This window comes from Psychrosphaera algicola (assembly GCF_028401425.1).
In the GTDB taxonomy this organism is placed as follows: Bacteria; Pseudomonadota; Gammaproteobacteria; order Enterobacterales; family Alteromonadaceae; genus Psychrosphaera; species Psychrosphaera algicola.
Genome location: NZ_JAQOMS010000002.1, coordinates 366,410 through 388,957 on the forward strand (window position 1 = coordinate 366,410; position 22,548 = coordinate 388,957).

At 37.8% G+C, this 22,548-nt stretch carries 14 protein-coding genes and 6 pseudogenes; 15 read left to right on the plus strand and 5 right to left on the minus strand.

What is annotated here, in order from left to right; genetic code table 11:
- Positions 1-55 precede the first annotated feature (55 nt).
- Positions 56-1,018: a metallophosphoesterase family protein gene (locus tag PN838_RS01995; RefSeq protein WP_272179614.1), complete on the plus strand. Its 963-nt coding sequence runs from the start codon at positions 56-58 to the stop codon at positions 1,016-1,018.
- Here PN838_RS01995 and PN838_RS02000 read toward each other — a convergent pair.
- A pseudogene (locus PN838_RS02000) lies at positions 1,019-2,202 on the minus strand (class I SAM-dependent rRNA methyltransferase). It abuts the gene before it with no gap.
- Between the two features lie 199 nt (positions 2,203-2,401).
- On the opposite strand from PN838_RS02000, the gene PN838_RS02005 reads away from it, so the two are divergent.
- From PN838_RS02005 to putA, 3 genes and pseudogenes are all read left to right on the plus strand, one after another.
- The gene (locus PN838_RS02005) at positions 2,402-3,013 is read left to right on the plus strand and encodes an HvfX family Cu-binding RiPP maturation protein (RefSeq protein WP_215963047.1); all 612 of its coding nucleotides are present in this window, start codon (positions 2,402-2,404) and stop codon (positions 3,011-3,013) included.
- A gap of 84 nt (positions 3,014-3,097) precedes the next feature.
- Positions 3,098-3,648, plus strand: a pseudogene (locus PN838_RS02010) (NAD(P)H nitroreductase).
- 264 nt (positions 3,649-3,912) lie between these two features.
- Complete coding sequence (gene putA / locus PN838_RS02015; RefSeq protein WP_272179615.1) at positions 3,913-7,701, plus strand: bifunctional proline dehydrogenase/L-glutamate gamma-semialdehyde dehydrogenase PutA; 3,789 nt, start codon at positions 3,913-3,915, stop codon at positions 7,699-7,701.
- Between the two features lie 198 nt (positions 7,702-7,899).
- On the opposite strand, the pseudogene PN838_RS02020 reads toward putA, so the two are convergent.
- A pseudogene (locus PN838_RS02020) lies at positions 7,900-9,335 on the minus strand (MATE family efflux transporter).
- Between the two features lie 336 nt (positions 9,336-9,671).
- On the opposite strand from PN838_RS02020, the gene PN838_RS02025 reads away from it, so the two are divergent.
- The 3 genes and pseudogenes from PN838_RS02025 (at position 9,672) to PN838_RS02035 (ending at position 12,377) form a co-directional block, all read left to right on the plus strand.
- Positions 9,672-10,151, plus strand: a complete 480-nt coding sequence (locus tag PN838_RS02025; protein WP_272179616.1) for a low molecular weight protein-tyrosine-phosphatase — start codon at positions 9,672-9,674, stop codon at positions 10,149-10,151.
- 41 nt (positions 10,152-10,192) lie between these two features.
- Positions 10,193-11,540, plus strand: a pseudogene (locus tag PN838_RS02030) (class II 3-deoxy-7-phosphoheptulonate synthase).
- A 151-nt stretch (positions 11,541-11,691) separates the two neighbouring features.
- Positions 11,692-12,377, plus strand: a pseudogene (locus PN838_RS02035) (heparan-alpha-glucosaminide N-acetyltransferase).
- Here the strand turns inward: PN838_RS02035 and ppsR are convergent.
- Entirely contained in the window at positions 12,374-13,189 is an 816-nt protein-coding gene (gene ppsR, locus PN838_RS02040) for a posphoenolpyruvate synthetase regulatory kinase/phosphorylase PpsR (protein WP_215962878.1), read from the minus strand. The pseudogene PN838_RS02035 and the gene ppsR sit on opposite strands and share 4 nt — an antisense overlap.
- Positions 13,190-13,365: 176 nt before the next feature.
- On the opposite strand from ppsR, the gene ppsA reads away from it, so the two are divergent.
- A complete protein-coding gene (ppsA, locus tag PN838_RS02045; RefSeq protein WP_272179617.1) occupies positions 13,366-15,741 on the plus strand; it encodes a phosphoenolpyruvate synthase in 2,376 nt (791 codons plus the stop codon).
- A gap of 147 nt (positions 15,742-15,888) precedes the next feature.
- Here the strand turns inward: ppsA and PN838_RS02050 are convergent, their stop codons facing one another.
- Both PN838_RS02050 and PN838_RS02055 read right to left on the minus strand, forming a co-directional pair.
- Complete coding sequence (locus PN838_RS02050) at positions 15,889-16,338, minus strand: YchJ family protein (RefSeq protein WP_272179618.1); 450 nt, start codon at positions 16,336-16,338, stop codon at positions 15,889-15,891.
- Positions 16,339-16,349: 11 nt separating this feature from the next.
- Complete coding sequence (locus PN838_RS02055; RefSeq protein WP_215962881.1) at positions 16,350-16,778, minus strand: hypothetical protein; 429 nt, start codon at positions 16,776-16,778, stop codon at positions 16,350-16,352.
- Between the two features lie 159 nt (positions 16,779-16,937).
- Between PN838_RS02055 and PN838_RS02060 the strand changes: the two genes are divergently transcribed.
- From PN838_RS02060 to PN838_RS02085, 7 genes and pseudogenes are all read left to right on the plus strand, one after another.
- Positions 16,938-17,624, plus strand: a complete 687-nt coding sequence (locus PN838_RS02060; protein ID WP_272179619.1) for a 7TMR-DISMED2 domain-containing protein — start codon at positions 16,938-16,940, stop codon at positions 17,622-17,624.
- Between the two features lie 257 nt (positions 17,625-17,881).
- Entirely contained in the window at positions 17,882-18,004 is a 123-nt protein-coding gene (locus PN838_RS02065; protein ID WP_272179620.1) for a hypothetical protein, read from the plus strand.
- 8 nt (positions 18,005-18,012) lie between these two features.
- The gene (locus tag PN838_RS02070; RefSeq protein WP_272179621.1) at positions 18,013-19,485 is read left to right on the plus strand and encodes an EAL domain-containing protein; all 1,473 of its coding nucleotides are present in this window, start codon (positions 18,013-18,015) and stop codon (positions 19,483-19,485) included.
- A 116-nt stretch (positions 19,486-19,601) separates the two neighbouring features.
- Positions 19,602-20,420 carry a 7TM diverse intracellular signaling domain-containing protein gene (locus tag PN838_RS02075; RefSeq protein WP_272179622.1) on the plus strand — a complete coding sequence of 273 codons (819 nt, stop codon included), beginning with the start codon at positions 19,602-19,604 and terminating at the stop codon, positions 20,418-20,420.
- 32 nt (positions 20,421-20,452) lie between these two features.
- Positions 20,453-20,590: pseudogene (locus PN838_RS26890) on the plus strand (hypothetical protein); the annotation flags it as partial.
- Between the two features lie 42 nt (positions 20,591-20,632).
- The gene (locus PN838_RS02080; protein WP_272179623.1) at positions 20,633-21,991 is read left to right on the plus strand and encodes an EAL domain-containing protein; all 1,359 of its coding nucleotides are present in this window, start codon (positions 20,633-20,635) and stop codon (positions 21,989-21,991) included.
- Between the two features lie 142 nt (positions 21,992-22,133).
- Positions 22,134-22,547: a hypothetical protein gene (locus PN838_RS02085; protein ID WP_272179624.1), complete on the plus strand. Its 414-nt coding sequence runs from the start codon at positions 22,134-22,136 to the stop codon at positions 22,545-22,547.
- The last annotated feature ends 1 nt before the right edge of the window (position 22,548 follow it).

Here is a 22,548-nt window from a genome sequence, read left to right on the forward strand (position 1 = left end):
GTTTGTCGAGGAACTTGACCGATTTGAAGCGGTTGTCGCAAACGTACCTACATTAATGATATTTGATGATCATGACATCACCGATGATTGGAACTTAACAGCGGATTGGGAATCACATATTTATGGCAATACAGTGACCAAGCACATGATAAGTGATGGTTTGTTGTCTTATTGTTTATTCCAAGGTTGGGGCAATAACCCTGAACGGCTAGACCCCATAATAGAAAAACTTAGATCCCTCGCACTGAAAAAAGACTTTGCGAATAAACAACTCACTGAGCAACTCCTAGATTTTAATCAATGGGATTATGTCGTTGAAACATCGCCTAGAATTGCAGTATTAGATACGCGCACGCAACGGTGGCGTAGTGAGACGTCCGCTAAAAATCCAAGTGGGTTAATGGATTGGAGGTCACTTGAGCAGCTTGAAGATCAACTTTATGAATCGTTTGGTTCTATACTTGTTGTGTCGGCGGCGCCCGTTTTTGGTGTTAAAGCAATTGAAGTCGTACAAAAAGCTTGTGAACTTGTAGGCCAAGAATTGTTAGTTGATGTTGAAAATTGGATGGCTCATCAGGGCTCTGCACGTAAATTGATGAGTATGATGCGCCACGATAATGCGCCTGATGAGATAATCATTTTGTCGGGCGATGTTCACTATTCGTTTTGTTTTTCAGCGGAAAGACGTTTTAGCTCAAGTACCGACAAGATATGGCAACTAACATGTTCGGGATTTAAAAATGAATTTCCTCAAAAATTACTTAAGTTCTTTGATTACATAGATAGATTTCTCTATTCGCAATACAGTTTGCTTAACATTTTTACCAAAAGAAGAAAGTTAGCGGTTGATCATCATCCCTTAAAAACACAGGATAATGCGTTTAAACATTTAAATGGTAGACATTTAGTGAGTAGTTCTGCTGCAGGTGTTGTTGAGTTAGATCAAAAAGGAATGTTAAAACACTACCGGCTTGTAACCGGTAGTGGTGATATTCACGAATTTGCGCTCGATGAATAATTAGAATACTTGCGCGACAAAGCCTTTTAAATAGTAACCTTCAGGATACACACTGCTAATTATATGGTCTTGAGCCTGTGAAAGCTTTTCGATAAAGACCATATCACGTTTTGCATCTAATGCAGCATCGGCCAGAATTTTTTGGAATAAAGATGGTTCCATTAATCCTGAACAAGAGAAACTGAGTATGATGCCACCTGGGTTTAGCAACTGCATGGCAATCATATTAATGTCTTTATAACCACGACATGCGCCTCGTAACTGCGCTTTACTTTCCGCAAATTTAGGCGGATCCATGATGATTACATCGAATTTTGTACCTTCTTCGCGGTATTTTCTTAATAGTTTGAAGACATCATGTTTTACAAGAGAAACTTTAGCTTGGTCAAAATTATTTAAGTCAATGTTTTTAGCAGCAATATCTAGCGCCGACTGTGACATATCAACTTGTGTAACATGTTTTGCACCACCTTTAAGGGCGGTTAACCCAAACGTGCCGGTATAGCTAAAACAATTTAGAACCGTTTTACCTTCAACGTATTTTTCTAATGTTTTTCGATTATCTCGTTGATCTAAATAGAAACCTGTCTTATGTCCATTTTCAACGTCTACGTACGCCTTAATGCCGTTTTCTTCAATAATGATAGGTGATTGCAATTTGCCAAAGATCTCGCCGCGACGGTTTTTCAGACCTTCTTTTGACGCACATCGACGTCGCTTCTTTCATAAATGACATGATCAGGGAATACCGTCTTAAGGGCTTCGACGATTATGTCTTTATTTGCTTCAACACCCGCACTTAAGATTTGGCAAACAAGCGTAGTGTTATAAACATCAACGGTTAAACCTGTAATTCCGTCTGACTCTGCACAGAGTAGACGATAACCGGTTGTTTGAGCTTGTTTGATCATCGGTTGTCGAATAAATAAAGCTCGTTCAATTTTAGCTTTAAAGAAATCGATGTCGATTTCTTGGTTTTGCTCAAAACTCCAAATGCGCGCTCGGATCTGTGAGTGCGGAGAGTAGGCCGCCTTAGCTAACCACTTGTTATTTTCATCTAAAAGATCGACGGTTTCGCCTAATTGCGGATCACCGATGACTTCTTTAATTGCTTTAGAGAAAATCCAAGGGTGTTTGCGTTTGACCGCTTTAACTCGGTCATTTTTAATAATGATTGCTGACATGTGTATACCAATAGAAAATAAATTAGACGCAGTTTACCTTTTTATCACTAAACTAGATATTGTTCCGTTACGTGAGTAGTCGTTTTTACTTTTTAGTCCCAGAAAATTATTTTTTGTCTCACTAGAAATAAAACCGTAAAAACATCGTTCTTATTACTAACCAATAATAAATATTAGAAAGCAAAGGTGTATTTTGAAAATATATTCGACTTATAAAAATTTTGTTGAGCGCTTATCTCTGGCAGATGGTTTGCCGCTTTTATTTATCAGATTATACTTGGCTCCCGTCCTTATCCAAGCTGGCTGGACTAAATTTCAAGCGTTTGATCAGACCTCAGCATGGTTTGGTAATAATGAATGGGGATTAGGATTACCGTTTCCGGATTTAATGGCAAGTTTAGCGATATCTGCTGAATTACTAGGCGGGATTTTTATACTGTTCGGCTTACTCACACGGTTAACTTCAATACCACTTTTAATAACGATGTTTGTTGCTGCTAAAACCGCTCATTGGCAAAATGGGTGGCTGGCCATTGCCGATCCGTCTAGCTGGTTGGCCGACGGAACTCTATTTCTAAATGAGCAAATAATGGCCTCTGTAGAAAAGAAACAAAAAGCGATAGAGATAATACAGGAGCACGGTCATTATGATTGGTTATCGAGTAGCGGATCATTTGTTATTCTAAACAACGGCATCGAGTTTGCGGCAACGTATTTTATTATGTTACTGGTTTTACTTGTTTTTGGTGGTGGTAAATATACCAGTATTGACCATTATCTAACGGGTTTGGTAGACAAAACAAAAAGTTAATTTTAGTTCGTATCTATCACTTTAAAACTTAATGGGAATTACGTACTATCCTGTTTAAATTCACTTAATAAGTTTAGATATTTAATGGATGCACTAGAGTTATTGCTAACACGAAGTTCCTTTGCCCGTCTTGATGCTCCGGCACCAGAGGGCAAGGCTTTAGACAACATCATAAATGCGGGTTTGAGAGCTCCAGATCACGCCAACCTAACACCATTTGAGTTTGTCGTATGCACTGGTGAAGGTTTAGACCGACTCACCGATATATTTACAAATGCTGCCGTGGCTGCGAATCGAGAAGAACTCGTCATCGAAAAATCAAAAAAATGTGTTACCGCGCACCTATGATTATTGTTGCTATTATGCGTTATAAAGAACACGAAAAAGTACCGAGAGTTGAGCAAATAGCGACAACGGCTTGTGCTGTTCAAAATATGCAAATGGCCGCATTTGCCCAAGGATATAACGGCATTTGGCGCACCGGTAGTTTTGCTTTTGATGACAATGTACGAACCGCATTTGACTTGCAATCTCAAGATGAGATAGTGGGTTTTTTGTATTTAGGCACACCTGCTATACCAACACCAATTAAAAAAGCAAAGGCTATTGGTGATACTGTGTCTTATTGGCGCTAAAATTTCATTCGTTTACTAATTAGTTTTTCTTAACTCAGATTGCCTAAAATTAACGTGACGCCTACAAATAAAGGCTTCACGGTTAATTTAGACATTGTAATAACGATAAAAATCAATCACCTCTGGCATAAATATTTCTAATGATTTTGCCTTAATATAATTCGTTAACGCTTGTTAAAATTGCTGAATTAGAATGCGGAAAATTCACTAAACACATTCATAACTAAAGTGGTTATTAATGGTATTCAGATTAGAGGCCGTCCTATGTTGTTTTCAGAAAATTTAGCAGCGACTTGTCCAATTCGTCAAAAAATCCGCGATTTTTATCGAATTGAAGAAAACGAAGCTGTTGCGCATATTTTGCCATTAGCTGAGGTTGATTTACGGGCGAAAACCCGAGCATGGGAACGTGCCCGTAAAATGGTTCTACAGATCAGAGCAGAATCTGAAGGCAGTGGCGGTATAGACGCCTTGTTAAATGAATATTCATTATCGTCGGAGGAAGGTGTTGTATTAATGTGCTTGGCTGAAGCACTATTACGCGTGCCTGACAAAGCAACTCAAGATGAGCTTATACGCGATAAATTAACACAAGGTAAATGGAGTGCGCATCTTGGTGCTAGCGATTCTCTTTTTGTTAATGCATCGTCGTGGGGACTGTTAGTTACCGGTTCTATGGTTAAGTACTCTGATAAAAATCTGCATAAACATTTTGGCATTATCAAACGTTCACTAGGACGTTTTGGTGAGCCTGTTATCAGAAAAGCCATGAATATTGCAATGAAGATCATGGGCAAACAGTTTGTGATGGGTGAAACGATTGAAGAAGCAACGGTTAGAGCTCAATCTAAAGAACAGAAAGGATATGTCTACTCGTATGATATGTTGGGCGAGGGCGCTCGAAATGCTGACGATGCGCAACGCTATTTTAATTCATACAAAAATGCGATCCACGTGATTGGCAAGGCGGCTGGCAATAAAGGTCCACGCCAAAGCCCAGGCATTTCTATTAAATTATCTGCAATTTTTTCTCGCTATGAATTTACGCATCGCGAACGCGTGATGGCGGAACTTGTCCCAAAATTAAAAGAGTTGTGTTTATTAGCAAAGCAATACGACATAAGCCTAACTGTTGATGCTGAAGAATCGGAGCGTTTGGATATATCACTTGATGTAATTGAAGCCGTATTTTCTGACAGTGATCTTGGCACATGGGCTGGATTTGGCCTTGCGGTGCAAGCTTATCAGAAGCGATCTATCTATGTCATAGACTGGTTACGTCAACTAACTGAAAATGTTGGACGTAAACTCATGGTTCGTCTTGTTAAAGGCGCTTATTGGGATAGTGAAATAAAAAATGCCCAGAAAGACGGCATGTCACATTTTCCGGTATTTACTCGCAAAGCCAGTACAGACGTTTCTTACCACGCTTGTGCTAATAAACTTTTGTCGTACAGAGATACCATTTATCCGCAATTTGCAACCCATAATGCATACACAGCGTCAGTGATTATTGAACTAGCCGGTGAGGATAAGAAAGGTTTTGAGTTCCAATGTTTACACGGAATGGGCGATACACTTTACGACCAAATCGTAACAATGGATTATATTCAATGCCGTGTTTATGCACCTGTTGGTTACCACGAAGACTTACTTGCTTATCTTGTTCGCCGGTTATTAGAAAATGGCGCTAATTCATCATTTGTAAATGCCATCGTTGACGTTGATCGTCCAGTGGAAGAGTTATTGGAAGATCCTGTTGAGAAAATTAAGCGTACGGCGTCTAAATACAACAAACAAATTAAATTACCTATTGAGATGTTTGGCGAAGAGCGAGATAACTCCATTGGTTTCGATGTCACAGATATTAACCAACTAACGCCGCTTAAAAACAGCCTTGTAAGCTGGTTTGAACTTAATCAGCAGCTAGTACAACAGAACAAAAATGATGACTTAGTGGCAGTTACCAATCCAGCGAACTTGTCTGAAGTGATTGGTTGGAGTCAAGTCAATACAAAAGTGGATATGGAGCATATGCTCGAGCGTTCACAAACTGCCTTTGAGTCATGGTCTAAAACATCTGTTAAGGTGCGCGCAGACATTTTGCGCAAAACCGCCGACATGTTAGAACAACATAGTGACGAACTTTATGCCTTGTGTATTAAAGAAGCAGGGAAGGTTCTAGCAGATAGCGTTGATGAAGTTAGAGAGGCCGTGGATTTTTGTCGCTATTATGCAGCACAAGCAGAGCAACTTAGTGAAGACACTCGATTAACGTCACGTGGTGTCGTGTTGTGTATTAGCCCGTGGAACTTTCCATTGGCTATTTTCTTAGGGCAAGTTGCTGCTGCTATTGTTACGGGTAATACCGTTATTGCTAAGCCAGCAGAGCAAACAAGTTTGATTGCATTAAGAGCAATTGAATTAATGGAACTTTGTGGTCTGCCGAAATCCGTTGTTCAGGCGGTAATTGCTGCTGGACGAGATGTTGGTGATACTTTGTTACCAGATGAACGTATCGCAGCGGTAATGTTCACCGGCTCAACACAAACAGGAACATTGATTTCTCAAATTTTGTCCAAACGCGGTGATGAGCAAGTTCCGCTTATTGCCGAGACCGGTGGTCAAAATTGCATGATTGTCGATTCTACCGCTTTGCCAGAACAAGTTGTAGACGATGTTATTGCAAGTGGTTTCCAAAGTGCTGGACAACGTTGTTCTGCGCTTAGAGTTTTGTTTGTACAAGAAGATATTGCAGACAATATGATAAGAATGATCAAAGGCGCAATGGCAGAATTACACGTTGGTGACCCCCAGTTTTTGGGTACCGACGTTGGGCCAGTCATTGATACTAGAGCACTAACGGCGTTACAAAATCATGCCGATTATATGGAGAAAAATGGTAAGTTAATTTACCAATGTCCGTTGTCTAGTTCAGCTGATAAAGGTCACTTTTTTGCACCTCGTTTGTACGAAATTGACAGTATTGATGTACTTAAACAAGAAGTATTTGGGCCTTGTGTTCATGTTGTTCGTTTCAAAGCAAGTGAAATTGAATCCGTCATTGATAAAGTAAACTCAACAGGGTTTGGCTTGACCATGGGGATCCATACAAGAATTGAACGTCGAGCGGAAAAAATAATTAAATTGTCACGAGCGGGCAATGTATATGTTAATCGCAATATGATTGGGGCCGTTGTTGGAGTTCAACCATTTGGCGGTCGAGGTTTATCGGGGACGGGACCAAAAGCAGGTGGCCCAAATTATCTACAACGTTTGATGAAAGAAAACGTTGAAGTGGAGTTAAGTACCAACTTAAATAATGACCAAGCGCTATTGTCGGACGAAAAAATAGCTGCCGAAGCGACCGATTTTATGGCTAATGCAAGTCGTGTAGAAAAAGAATGGCGCTTAACGCCGTTAAATGACCGTATCTCTTTTGTGCGACGTTTACTCGCTGAGATTTCAAAACTAGACAGTATTGACAATTTTGCCGATGATTTAAACAACACGCTATTAATTGCCCGAGAGCAGTTAATCGATATTGAATCTAAATTAAAACGTCCAACTGTATTGCTCAGGCCAACAGGAGAATCTAATACGTTGTATTTAGAACCTCGTGGAAATGTAGTGGTGTTCGCTGATTGCCAAGTGACGTTTCATTACTGGGTACTTGCAATTATTACCGCGCTCGCAACAGGTAATACAGTTATCACTGTAGTGTCTGATATCTTTTATGATAAGGCTGCGGCATTTAGAAACAAGTTTTTACTTACGGATGCACCTGAAGGTGTTTTACAAATAGCTAAACTAAATCACTTGCAGGCACTGTTAAAAGAAGAGCAACTTGCGGGGGTGGTAATGCAGTCAAACTGTCAGCGACGTAAGTTAGTAGCAACATGGTTGTCTGAACGTGAAGGTGCTATTTTACCAACTATCACCGCGGAGTTTAATGACAACCTAATTACGCGATTAGTAACAGAGAAGACCGTAAGTGTTGATACTACAGCGTCAGGTGGTAATACATCGTTAATGACGTTGGAAGATGAATAGGGCGAAGTTATTTAAATATTTGAAATGCATTAAAAATTAATGTCAAAAGTAAATCAAGGCATAGAGTAAACACATCGCTCTATGCCTTTTTTGTTTCTGATTAACTTAGCTAATTACAAAGGGTTTACTATGTCCTTCAGTAATTAACGGACTGGCATTTTTTCTATGGATTTTACTAAGTTATTTAATTTCTAATAACTAAACGAAGTTTTCCGGCATTTGGGGCTTACTAAGCTGTTGCTTTAAACTGCGTAGGGTCCATCTAAGCTTAATTAGAAACATTACAGACGCTGCCGTTAACCCAAACACTATGCCTATCCAAAACCCCTCTGCTCCCATCGCGGGTACAAGGATATCTGTTCGTCCTAAGGTATAACCTAGTGCAAATCCCATTGGCCAATAAGCTATAAAGGTAATGTAGAATAAAGGTTTAGTGTCCTTTAATCCTTTAAAAACTCCCGCAGCCATCACTTGTATCGCGTCAGGTAATTGGTAAATTGCAGCGATAACTAAAATGGAACTCGCCAATAAAACCACAGACGGCTCGTCTGTATAAATAGCAATGATTTGTTGATTCAAAAAAGTGTTATAACCATTACGATGGCACCAAATACAAAGGCAATGTTAAAACATGTTTTAATCGAATGGATGAGTTTTGAATAATCCCCTTGACCCCTTAAATAACCGATGCGGATTGTGGCGGCCATCGCCAAGCTTAACGGTGCCATAAAAACAACGCTACTATAACTAAACGCGACTTGGTGGCCTGCAACAGCAATCGCACCGAGAGGCGCTATAAACAGTGCGGTAAACGCAAATAAACTGCTTTCGAACAATAAAGCGAGTGAAATGGGGGTGCCAATTTTGACTAAATTATTAATGGCAGAGAAGTCGGGTTTGCCAATGACTAAGCTTGCATAAGGTTTAAATACTCTTGAAACTTTAAAGTAAATTAATAGGCTGATAATTGAAATCCAGTTGACAATTGCGGTAGCAAGACCACAACCCGCGGCCCCCATTTTAGGCATTCCAAATTCACCAAATACAAAAATATAGTTAAGCGGGATGTTTGCAAGTAGCCCAACAACGCTAACTATTAATGCTGGTTTTGTCGCACCAACGCCTTCACAAAACCCTCTATAGATAAAAAATAAACACGTCGGCACTATGCCCCAAATTACATAGTTTAAATAACCCAAAGACTTTTGATGTAATACCGTTTCGAGTTCGAGTTTGTCGATGGGAATGTGAATAAATTGAAAAATAATCAGTACAAAGATGGAGACAAACAAAGCTAAATAGACGCCTTGTTTGAGGGATGCTTTTAAATCGGCAGTAGAACTGTTTTTATTAGCGCCCAGTAATTGAGCGACAACAGGGGTAATTGCGACTAATAAACCTTGCACAGAAAAAACGATCGGACTCCAAATACCTGTTGCTACAGATACCGCAGCCATGTCGACGTGACTCGCGCGACTGGCCATTACTGTGTCGGTAAAAAACATCAAACTAACGACAATTTGGGTTGCTAATAAAGGTAAGGCGAGCTTTAAAATTTGTTTAACTTCAGACATTGACTCATTTCTTAAAAGAGAACTAAAAGGTCGTTTTAAAACGGTTTTGAATTCTATCATGGATAAATTATTGCGGATAAGAATTTGTGGTACTCGCGCAATAATAGTCAGAGTTAATTGCCCTTAAATTGGTTTTGTATTCCATAGGTGAAGGTAAGAATTTGATGGTTTTATATTCAAGTGTGAGTGGGATCAATAATCAATAGTATATTAGCTCTAAAAAGTACCAATTATCTGTTTCAATTTGGCCGTCTATATGGCAGTCTAAACCAAAAGTGGTTAACGGTTTTACGCGGTTATTATGCGTTTTACAAAGACAATAAAGGTTTTTCCGTTGCACTAAAAATAATGTAACGCCAGCTTAGTTAGCTATTTATGAATGGAAGATCTACCAACATGTCGGACGCTAAAATTACATCAGTATTGTTTGTATGCTTGGGCAATATATGTCGCTCACCAACAGCACATGCCATCTTTCGTCAGAAGGCAGAAAGTATCGGATTATATATTGACGTCGAAAGTGCAGGAACGTCTGCATATCACGAGGGTACAAGGCCTGATCCGCGTTCCGTGGCTGCAGGAAAAAAACGAAATTACGATTTTTCGGACATTAGTTCACGAAAAATAAAAGAACAAGACTTTGAGCATTACGATTTAATTTTGGCAATGGATAACGACAATTTGGCTTCGCTGAAGCGTCGGTGCCCAGCAGAGTTTCAATCGAAAATTAAACTTATGTTGGCGTTTTCAGAAAAATACAATGACGTTGTTGAGGTACCCGATCCATATTATGGTGGCGCTGCAGGTTTTGAATTTGTATTAGATCTAATTGAGGATGCTAGTGACGGTTTGATATCAGCCATCTCTAAAAATTAAAAGTAACACAATAAATAAAGACAAAATAAAAGGGTATATACGTGAGTAACTGGACACCAGATAGTTGGAGAAAATTTCCAATCCAACAACAGCCAAATTATAAAGACCAAACATTGCTGCACAATGTAGAGGAACAAATTCATAGCTTTCCTCCTTTGGTTTTTGCTGAAGAGACACGTGATTTAAGAAAACAGCTAGGCGATGTTGCTGAAGGTCGAGGTTTTCTTTTGCAAGGTGGTGATTGTGCTGAATCGTTTTCAGACTTTAATGCTGCGAACATTCGCGATACATTTAAAGTTATGCTGCAAATGGCAGTTGTACTTACATTTGGTGGAAAAGTTCCAGTTACAAAAATTGCGCGCGTTGCAGGTCAGTACGCAAAACCACGTTCAGCTGATTTAGAAACAATCGACGGCGTTTCATTTCCTAGCTATCGTGGAGATATCGTCAATAGTTTTGAATTTAACGAACAAGCCCGTGAACCAGATCCAAATAGATTAGTGACTGCTTATCATCATTCTGCGTCAACCTTAAACTTGTTGCGTGCTTTTGCCTAGGGCGGTTTAGCAGACTTGCACCAAGTTAATCGCTGGAATATGAGTTTTGTTGCTTCAAATCCAAATCGTGAACGTTACCAACATCTTGCTGATCGTATTAAAGAAACTCTCGAGTTTATGAAAGTAATTGGATTAACGTCTGAAACGACACCAGTTATTAAAGAAACCCAGTTATTTACATCTCATGAGGCGCTACTGTTAAATTATGAGCAAGCTTTAACACGTCGTGATCATTTAACCGGTAAATGGTATGACTGTTCAGCGCATATGGTGTGGATTGGTGAACGTACTCGACAACTCGATCATGCCCATATCGAATTTTTTAAAGGCATAAATAACCCAATTGGGGTGAAAGTTGGCCCGGGAATGGACCCTGACGAATTAATCAAATTGATTGATACATTAAACCCAAACAATGAGCCTTAGCCGTTTAACTCTGATCACGCGTATGGGGGCAAATGTGCTTGAAGGTAAATTGCCTGCGTTAGTGCGTAAAGTGAAAGAAGAAGGTCGTCACGTGGTTTGGAGTTCGGATCCAATGCATGGCAATACTATTAAAGCAAGCAACGGATATAAGACTCGTAACTTTGATTCTGTATTAAAAGAAATTCAGCAGTTTTTTGCGGTTCATAAAGCTGAAGGTACATGGGCTGGCGGTGTTCATTTTGAAATGACAGGGCAACACGTTACCGAATGTACAGGTGGCGCGTATGGGTTAAGTGAAGCTGACTTATCACAACGTTATAAAACGCAATGTGATCCACGTTTAAATGCTGACCAAGTTCAAGAACTGGCATTTTTAATTACAGACGCATTAAAATTCGCTAAATAAAGTTGAATTTTAGATAAAACAAAACCGGATGTAATAGTCCGGTTTTTTGATTTTAACACTAACGTTAATTGCTTAAATAAGTGGTGTAATAGGTATGATTAATAATAGGTATTCTTTGTTAGATTGGCTTCGAGGGTTTGCCATTTTACTTATGGTTATTTACCACTTTTGCTACGATCTCTATTATTTTAACTATATCGACACCATGTTTGGCAAAGGCTATTGGATCCCGTTTAGATACGTCATTGTCATTCTATTTTTAAGTTTAGTCGGGGTGAGTTTAGTTTTGTCACACAATCCTAAACTTCGTTGGCGTAATCTTATCAGACGCTCTGGACAACTCGGTTTGGCAGCGTTCTTCGTCAGTGTATCAAGTTATTTTATTGCCGCTGATAAAGTAACTGTGTTTGGAATAATTCATTTCATTTTACTGGCGACATTTTTAAGTTTGCCGTTTATATCACGCCCAAAGATTGCGTTAGTGCTTGGGGTAATTGTCTTCTTTTAGGACATTATGTTCAATCCCAATTTTTTGACCCCTTATATTTTCACTGGTTAGGAATGGTAGAAACTAAACGTCCTGCGTTGGATTACGTTCCCGTGTTTCCATGGTTTGGTATCGTTTTGATTGGGATCTTTTTCGGACACTTAATTCAAAACAATAACGTGGTTCAGAAGGTCTTTAAAACAAACCTTGCAGAACAATTCCATTTACCTATGTTAACCATTTTTAACTCACTGATTGAACGAGCAGGCCAGCATAGCTTAATCATCTATTTGGTACATCAACCTATCTTGTTTGGGTTATTTATGGCCGTTGAGTTGTTGATCAACTAATGATTAAATCGCTCTAATGCCATTTCAGACATGATTTTTGCTGAAATCTCTTCAACAGAAAACGAAGTGGTGTTGATGAAAGGGATCTTAGATTTACGGTAGAGCCGTTCGACTTCCCGTAACTCCATACGGCATTGCCTTAACGACGCGTATTTGCTGTTAGCGTAACGTTCGTTGCGGATCGCTGCCAATCGTTTAGCGTCGATTGTTAAGCCAAATAATTTCTTTTTGTTGTTCTTCAAAATAGCAGGTAAGGTCAATTCATCCATATCGTCTTCAATAAATGGATAGTTTGCTGCCTTAATTCCATAATTTAGCGCTAAATAAATGCTTGTGGGGGTTTTCCCACTTCTCGATACGCCAACTAAAATAACGTCCGCGTCGGCATAATTCTGCATAGTCTGGCCGTCGTCGTTTGCTAAAGCATAGTTCATAGCTTCAATTCGATAGTCATAACGGTTTGTTTTCATGGAGTGGGTGCGGTGCAATTTTGGCGTTGCTGTAACGCCTAATGCCAATTCCACTTTGCTAGTAAACGGAATAAGTACGTCAAAACATACCGCTTTTGCATGCTCAATAATTTCTTTAAGTTGTTGGTCAACAAAGGTATAGAAGACAAGCGGCATTTTTCCGTTGGCAGCATATATTTGATTTATTCTAGAAACGACCTTTTTAGCCATCTCTATATTTTCGATAAAAGGTAGAGTAACGTGTTCAATTTGCATTTCAAACTGCGATAGTGTGGCGTGCCCAACCGTCTCAGCAGTTATTGCAGTGCCATCTGAAATATAAAATGCATGATGATCGAACATGTTTTCACTCCTAAAAAATTAAAAAAATCAATTTGCGCAATTGAATCACCTGTGTAAAATGCCGCAATATGTAATTCGTTTTGTATTATTACAATTTTACTTACATAATAATACTTACATAACAAAACAATACTATAGTTCATCTAAATATTAATGAAAATTACGGAGTGTTTGTCGTGCAAAATTATGTCCTTTGGTACAAAGAGTTAGGCATGGGTGATGTTAACCAAGTCGGTGGAAAGAACGCCTCTTTAGGTGAAATGATCAGCAATTTGTCTAGTGTTGGCGTACAAGTGCCAAATGGTTTTGCGACAACGTCTTACGCCTTTAATGAGTTTTTAGAACAAAGTGGCTTAGAGCAACGCATCCATGATTTGTTAGATGCGCTCGATATCGACGACTTAGCTGCGCTTTCGGCAGCCGGCGAAAAGATTAGAAACTGGATCATAGAAACGCCTTTCCAACCTGAATTTGAAAATGAAATGGAACGATCGTATGCGGAATTAGCTGGGAAGTTAGGGGATGAAGCGTCATTTGCAGTTCGTTCATCTGCAACTGCGGAAGATATGCCAGATGCATCGTTTGCAGGACAACAAGAAACCTTTCTTAATGTAAAAGGGCTAGATTCAATTAAAACCGCGGTAAAACATGTTTTTGCTTCTTTGTTTAACGACAGAGCAATTTCATATCGTGTTCACCAAGGTTACGATCACAAAGGTGTTGCATTATCAGCTGGTGTACAGCGTATGGTTCGTTCGGATCTGTCTTCGTCAGGTGTTATGTTCTCAATTGATACGGAATCAGGATTTGAAGATGTAGTATTTGTGACTTCATCTTTTGGTCTTGGCGAAATGGTTGTGCAGGGTGCTGTTAACCCAGATGAGTTTTACGTACACAAGCCAACGCTTGCAAATGGTCGCCCTGCAGTAATTCGCAAAAATATGGGCAGTAAAGCGATTAAGATGATTTATAGCGACGACGTGGAACATGGTAAACAAGTTAAAGTTATTGATGTTGAACCTGAACTCGCGAATCAGTTTTCATTAACTGAAGATGAAATTATGGAGCTTGCTAAACAAGCGGTGACAATAGAAAAACATTATGGTCGACCTATGGACATTGAGTGGGCTAAGGATGGTATGGATGGTCAACTATATATAGTTCAGGCACGACCAGAAACGGTACGCAGTAACGAAGAAGCAAATGTTATTGAATCATTTCAACTAGAACGACGCGGCAAAATATTAACAGAAGGCCGTGCAATTGGGCACAAGGTTGGCGCTGGTGTTGCGAAAGTGCTCGGTTCAATTGCTGAAATGGACCAAATTTTACCTGGAGACGTTTTAGTTACGGACATGACTGACCCGGATTGGGAACCGATTATGAAACGTGCTTCAGCGATTGTAACAAATCGCGGGGGCAGAACTTGCCACGCAGCTATTATCGCACGTGAATTAGGGATCCCTGCTGTGGTTGGTTGTGGTAATGCAACTGAGTCTATTGTCACAGGCGACGAGGTTACGGTATCGTGCGCAGAAGGTGATACCGGTTTTATTTATGGTGAAGTATTGCCATACGAAGTGGTGACTTCAAAGGTTGACGACATGCCAGATTTACCCGTTAAAGTAATGATGAATGTCGGTAACCCAGACCGTGCTTTTGACTTTGCTCGTTTACCACATGCGGGAATTGGCCTCGCTCGATTAGAGTTTATAATTAATAGAATGATTGGGGTGCATCCAAAGGCATTATTAAATTACGATGCTCAACCAGAAGATATTAAAGAAGAAATTGACGAACTTGCAGCAGGCTATGACTCTCCAGTCGAGTTTTATATCAATAAAATTAAAGAGGGTGTATCGACGCTAGCATCTGCTTTTTATCCAGAAAAAGTAATTGTTCGTATGTCAGACTTCAAATCAAATGAATATGCCAATTTAGTTGGTGGTGACCAATACGAACCTGAAGAAGAAAACCCGATGATAGGTTATCGTGGCGCATCTCGTTACATTTCAGATAGTTTTAGAGAATGTTTTGCTCTGGAGTGTGAAGCTCTAAAACGAGTTAGAAATGACATGGGATTGACTAATGTCGAAGTTATGATCCCATTTGTACGAACGGTAAGCGAAGCTAAACGTGTATCTGAATTATTAGAAGAACATGGTCTTAAACGTGGGGTAGACGGTTTACGAGTCATAATGATGTGTGAGCTACCATCAAATGCCTTATTGGCTGATCAATTTTTAGAGTACTTTGATGGCTTTTCGATTGGATCAAATGATCTAACTCAATTAACGCTTGGTCTTGATAGAGACTCAGGTCTTATTGCTGACCTGTTTGATGAACGAGACGAAGCCGTAAAAGCATTACTGTCTTTGGCTATTAAAGCCTGTAAAAAGGCAAATAAATATGTTGGTATATGTGGACAGGGACCTTCAGATCATGAAGATTTTGCTAATTGGTTGGTCGAACAAGGAATTGATTCAATTTCATTAAACCCCGACACGGTTCTAGAAACTTGGTTATATTTGGCTGAACAACAAAATAATTAATGATTTAGTCTAAAACACATAAGTAAATTGAAATGGTAGGCTTGGCCTGCCATTTTTATTTGATTTCACCTAAATCTAAATCGTTTTTACTTTTACAGAGGAACATCAAGAAGATATTAATCCCATTAAAGCAAATGCCTTAAACGATCATCTCATATGACACTTTTTAAATTTTTTACCGCTGTCGCACGGACAAAGGTCATTTCTATTTAACTTATTAATAGGTTCGTCAAATAGAGTTCCAGTGTCGTACTTCCAAATGCCATTTTCTACTACAAATTTAGAACGTTCGTGTAATACGCCACAATGTTCATGCTCGATAAAAAACGCTTTAAACTCCACAAACTGAGTTTCTGTATTAACAATTTCTAACTTAACAAAACAATTTTCAATACATGATTGACGCAACTGTTCAACCGTTAGCTGACTTTTTAGATTGACTGAACTTGTATCGTACAAATATTCTGGTTTATTTAGTACAAACGCAGAGTATCTTGACCTCATCAATTGTTCAGGTGAACTTGGGCTGCTTTTCCTTTCAATTAAAGGCTTGCAACAAATTTCATATTCACGATCACTGCACGGACAACAAAACATAGCTTAGGCACTTAGTGGGTTTGAATATACTCATTATAAGTGGTTTGATCTGAGTTTAATAGATATAGCGCAGTACCATTCTCGTGGGCTTGTTTTCGTATTAATTCTAATTCGAGACCACTAATCGAATCGTCCCAAATGACTAAAACGGCACAGTTATCAAAAAATATGGCCTTTTTGGCAAGTTCGAACGCGCTTTTGCAGTATCGCTTATGCACGGTAAGTACTTTACTTAAATTGATACTGCATGAATTAAGAATTTGCTTATCTGGAAGTTTTTCTGGCGCAATGAGCAACGTCCAACCATCGCTAAATTCATATCGTTTAATTATCTTCAGCAATTCTAAGTGTGTATCTAAAAGGTCGGCATTAATTGATGGTTTAATCGGTGAAATTGCCGGATGCTGAAATTTGTTATTACTAAAGTTTAAATAGTTCATCGCCAATACCTGTTTTTATTAATAGTATTTCTATACAGTGGTTTATACAGTAGTCGTAGGAGATTAAAAATGCAACAAAAATATTCTGTAAAAGAGTAAATATTTTTACTAAATAAGAACTATAATATGGCTTAACTATTGAGATATTTAGGAAATATAATGAAAAAAGCTGGGAGCTGGGCAATAACAGGATGTGTCCTTTTCATCTTATTTTCACTATTGTGGGGAATTAAAAGTTCTTTTGACCGTATAAACGAATTAAATATAAACACCAATAATCTGCAATTAAAAATTGATCAAGCGTATTTTGTTGATGACAAAAATCAATTTGTTAACTCTAATTATAGTGAATTTAAAAGTCGATTTAGACCAACTAAACTCAACTATTCAAAGATAGAATTTGGTGAAAGTGACGTTTGGTACCAATTAAAATTTAGAAACCTGACAACCACCAAAATGAATTTGGTCCTTCTATTAGATAATCCAATGTTAGATTACATTGATATTTATGAATTGAAGAATAATGACCTCCACGTTTTGTCAAAACTAGGCGATAAACGAAAGAATACGGAACTCGAGTTACTTGCTTTACCTCACTCCGTAATCGAACTTAACGGTTCTGGTGAGATGGAAATGGTTATTAGAACCAATTCTAAAGGTACGCCGAATTTACCTATATCTATTTTTACCGATGAAAACTTTGAACAATACAAATCCATGGTGTTTCTTATCTGGGGAAGTTTTGTCGGCATCGTCATATTAATGTCTATTTACAACATTATTTTATTTGTAGGTGTAAAAGATAAACTTTATCTAATTTATGTAGGTTACATATTTGCCTTTTAGTAGTCCTAGGTGTAGTTCATGGATTTTTAACTTACCTTGTGCCTTATTGGGTGTATGACCTAATAGCGGATAATGTCATCGCACTGTTTAGCATGGTTGGGGCGCTAATGTTGGCGTTTGCCATGAAGTTTCTAAAATTTGATCAAGACAAACGCAGTCTTAGTTTTCGGACGGGCTAAGGTCGTTATTAATTTGCTTTTGGCACTTAGTTTTTACGCGTTGTTTGTTGTTGAATATAAGGCGGCGCAACTGTTTTTATGGCACAAGGTTCTGTCTATATTTTTGCCATCATTTTAGTCGCAATCCGATTAAAGTTAGATTTTAGCTGGGCAAAATATTATGTGATTTCTAGTTACCGTTATTCATCGGAGCTGCAGTAGGCCCATTAATGTTAACGGGTAATCTGGAGTATAGTTTCTGGAGTCGTCATGCACTTTTGTTGGGCGTATTATTTGAAATGACCTTCATTTCGATGGCTTTAGCAGAACGATTACGAATGAGCGAAAATCAATTGCTGTTCCAGACCACACATGACCACTTTTTAAATATTGGCAATTCAATAATTTTGGAACAGGAACTTAAAAAACAATTTGATGTTGTACCTAATCCTTCATTTAGTTTAGTGGTAATTAAAGTTGAAAATTATCACCAGTTAACGCCTTATTTAGATCAAATAAGTTTAAAAGTCGTCGTTGATAAATTTTTAACAAAAGTTGAAACGTTTTTTAGTGACCATGTCACCTTAGCGACACTTGACGAACATATCGACGTAAAACATATTGCTGCTGTTAAAGATGGCTATTTTGCATTAGTAATTTTAAGTACCGATCAAATACTAATCGACAACTTACAAGATGAAATTGGAGAATTGCTTCCTTTTACCTATCGCCTGAAAGGATTTGATGTTTCGTTTAATTGCTTTATTAGTTGCGTAAATTCAGCAGAATTTGAGTCACCAGAAGAAATTATTACTTTTAGCTTTAATGTATTACAACAGAGCAATCGTGCCACGACTACATTTCAAACTTTTGAGAAACGGAGCTCGGATAAAAGGCATCAGCTAGTTTCGGAACTTGTAAAATCTAACGAACTACAAGATTTTCAAATAGGATTTCAACTTACAACAAACTCGGTTAACAGTAAATTATCGCTAGTTAAATTGAGTATAAGTTCCTCTAAAAATAATGAGTTCTTTGAACTTTCTGCCTGTTTAGATACAACGACTAACAATATGATGGCTAGTTTGTTCGAAGAACGAGTTTTCGAGTTAATTTGCAGTCAAGTTGCATTGTTAGACTCGACTAAAACTAAGTTTTTAATCGACTTCTCAACTCAAAATAGAATAACAAAAACCTTTATTTCCATGCTGATTAAAACGTTAAATAAATATGGTTTGAAGGCCGATTTATTTGTTATTACGGTAAGTAGCAAGCTAATGAATTCGCAAAACATACAGGAAATCAGCACGCTTCGAGAATTTGTCGACCTCGGATTTTTAATTAGTATTAAGGAAGATACATTTGGAATAGAAAGTGCAAACTGGATCAGTGAGTTGCCTATCTCAGTAGTTACGTTTCAAGCGGAAACAATGAAAAAACTTATAAGGACAAGCGACCCCGAACGAGTTCTCAATTTTTCTTCTACTCTACAAAAAATGGATATTTCGATATTGGTTGAGAATATAAAAAATCAAACGGATTTTGATGAGTTAAAAGTGCTTCCTTTTAATTTAGTTGGAGCGCTATCAACAAACGTGTTGTCAGAAATAGAATTTAAGGAATACATTGATCAGCGCTTTATCGACTCTCTCGCTAAAGACCAAAGTTTACATAGCTTTGTTTTAAATGGGGTGAAATCATGAAACTTCATTTAAGGTTCATTTCAATTCTGTTCATGTCCTTTTTAGTTGTTATTTTTACTAGCTATATCATTAGTAAACTCGAAAATATTAATAAACTGGCATTAAATAGTAAAAATTTGGCAGTCGAATCAGTTTACAGGAATGTTCAAGGTGACTTTAAAACTGACTCGCAGACCATCTACAATTTCTTTAAAAATGATACTCGAGAAAAGAAAACAATAAGTTTAGAGTTTGGTGAGAATGAATACTGGCACTTAATTAAAATTAGAAATCTACGTTCTGTATTGTCTGAATATGTTTATTTATTTGATAATCCAATGTTAGATGAAATAGACATTTATGAAATAAAAGCTGGTATCCCAACTCTCGTTAAACGATTAGGTGATAATCGAATTAATAAGAAGCGCGATATGGCGTTACCTTCAATCGCAGTGAGTTTGCAAAAGCAACAACAAAAAGAATTACTTATTAGAACTTATTCTTTAGGAACACCACATCTACCAGTGGCCCTTTTTGAATCTAATGGCTTCAATCGTTATAAAAATATGCTGTATTTGTTGTGGGGATCAATCGTAGGGATCGTCTTTGTTATGACAGCCTATAACTTAATCTTGTTTCTCGGTGTTCACGACAAATTATATATTTTATATGTTGGCTATATTATTAGCTTTTTAATGGTTTTAAGTTTTGTGCATGGTTTTGGAATTTATTTATTACCAGTCAGTTTTTACCAGCACATTGGCAACAATATTATTTCAGTTTATTACCTGCTTGGCATCTTCTTGCTGTTATTTAGTTATTACTTTTTACATTTCAATAATAAAGAACAATTAGTGATTCAGCGCTCTGTGAAAGGGTTAACGATCATATTGTTTGTATTTGGAGTATACGCCACAACCCAAAGTGAGTATGAGGCTGCTAAACCATTTTTTTAATGCAGCTATTTATTTATATTTTGTGCTTAATCATGTTGTTTCAGAGAATAAGAAAAAATAAGAGTTGGGGGACGCTTTACATCATCTCATGGTTGCCGCTCTTTGTCGGTTCAGCCGTTGGAACTCTATTGCTGCAAGGGCAGTTAGAATATGGCTTTTGGACGCGGCATGCGGCGTTTTTTGGCGTCGTTTTTGAAATGACATTAATTTCGATGGCACTTGCCGAAAGATTACGGGTAAATAAAGCAGAAATACTTTATGAAGCGACACATGACAAGATCTTTAAACTGGCAAATATTGCAAAATTAGAATTTTGCATTAATCAAACGCCTAAGCTAGCTAAGAATAAATACTCTGTAATATTAATTGAGTTAGATGAAGTTGATAATTTTACAACAATAGATAAAAACCAAGAACAAATAGCGTTTATCAATAGTTTTGTGAGCGATATACAACGATATTTTTCAAGTTATCTCCATGTTATTGACGTTGATAATGACTCGACGATAAGAAAAGTCTGTTTAGTGCGTGAGGGATTGTTTGCCATTACGATTACCAGCAGTGATGAAGCGTTACTCAAAACTACGATTAAAGAATTTTGTAAGTTACAAAAGTTAAACAATAGTACAACAGCACAATTGTATAAAATGCATTTTGTTATTGGCGCAGCGACCAAGGAAAGTAATGATTTTTCATTAACTGATATTGTCAATCAGGCGCAACAAGCGATTAATATCGCGAATTCTAAAAAATTAGATTTTTGGATTTTTAATGAATTAGATAAATTTAACCAAAATAGAAGAGTTGAAATTGCCACTGAATTACAAAAAGCGATCGATAACAAAGAACTCATTATCTACCATCAACCGAAATTGGGTGTGGATAAGCTTGAAGTGATTGGTAGTGAAATATTAGTTCGCTGGGAACATTCTGAGTTAGGTGAAATTAGCCCTTCAGAGTTTGTACCGATTGCCAAAGATACAGGGTTGATTTCGTCATTAACTGAATGGGTGATAGACACCTCGTGTCAAAACTTAAGTAAGCTAATTAAAGAGTTTGACCCTAATTATCATGTCGCCATTAACATTTCTGTTTCTGATTTACATTTGTCGCAGTTTTTAGCGATGGTCCAAAAAAGTTTAGATACATATAGAATTGCAGCCAAGCATTTAACGTTTGAGTTCACTGATCTAAAATTTGAAAATTTAGACAATAATATTAAAAAAACAATAATAGGACTAAAGAGAAAAGGGTATCGGATCTCAGTAGATGCACTAAAAACGCCGTTATCTAATTTAGGATTTGTATTTAACGGACTGGTGTCTGAAATCAAATTGGATTGCAGAGAAATTCAAAATATAGAAGCGACACAAGGTAATACAACCGTCATTCGTCAGCTTGTCAGCTTGACAAATACCAATGGTATTGATGTTGTAGGTATTGGGATAGACTCATTAGATTCTGAAAATATGATGCTTGAACTACCTTGTAATATCGTACAAGGGTTTAAATATTGTGAGCCTTTGCCTTTTCATATGTATATCAACTGGCTAAATACAAACGCAAGGTGAGTTTATTCAATACTTTTGATAAGGCGTTATAAATCGCTGTCGTCGTTGTATTAGAATGTTAGTAACCTATTTGTTTCTTTTCAACTTTACAAATAAGAGCTTAGAATGTATTTTGCTACTATCAAATCAGTAAGAGAAATCCATGTCGTCTGCGTTTACTAGAGCTTGCGTAATTATAACAATGTTGTTGTCCGTAATAGGGCAATCGCTTGCTAATACCGTTATGCCTTGCGAAATGACAGATAGTGGCCAACACATGACGATGAATCATACTGGGAAAACATCTACATCTTCATCAATGGCAATGCACAAAGATATGAAAGTATCTGGAAATATGTCACATGGTGCACCTTCTAATCATGAGCAAAGCGGGAAAATGGATTGTTGTGATATTGAATGCAGTTGTCCCGCAAACGCCTGCTCAACTTACACGTTTGTAACCGTTGACATACAGTCAATATTATCTCTAGTAACAATCGAAAAAGTGCCGAGCCTAGAACATACATCACCAATCTCAATTTATAAGTCTTTCTACCGTCCTCCTATAATTTCTTAAT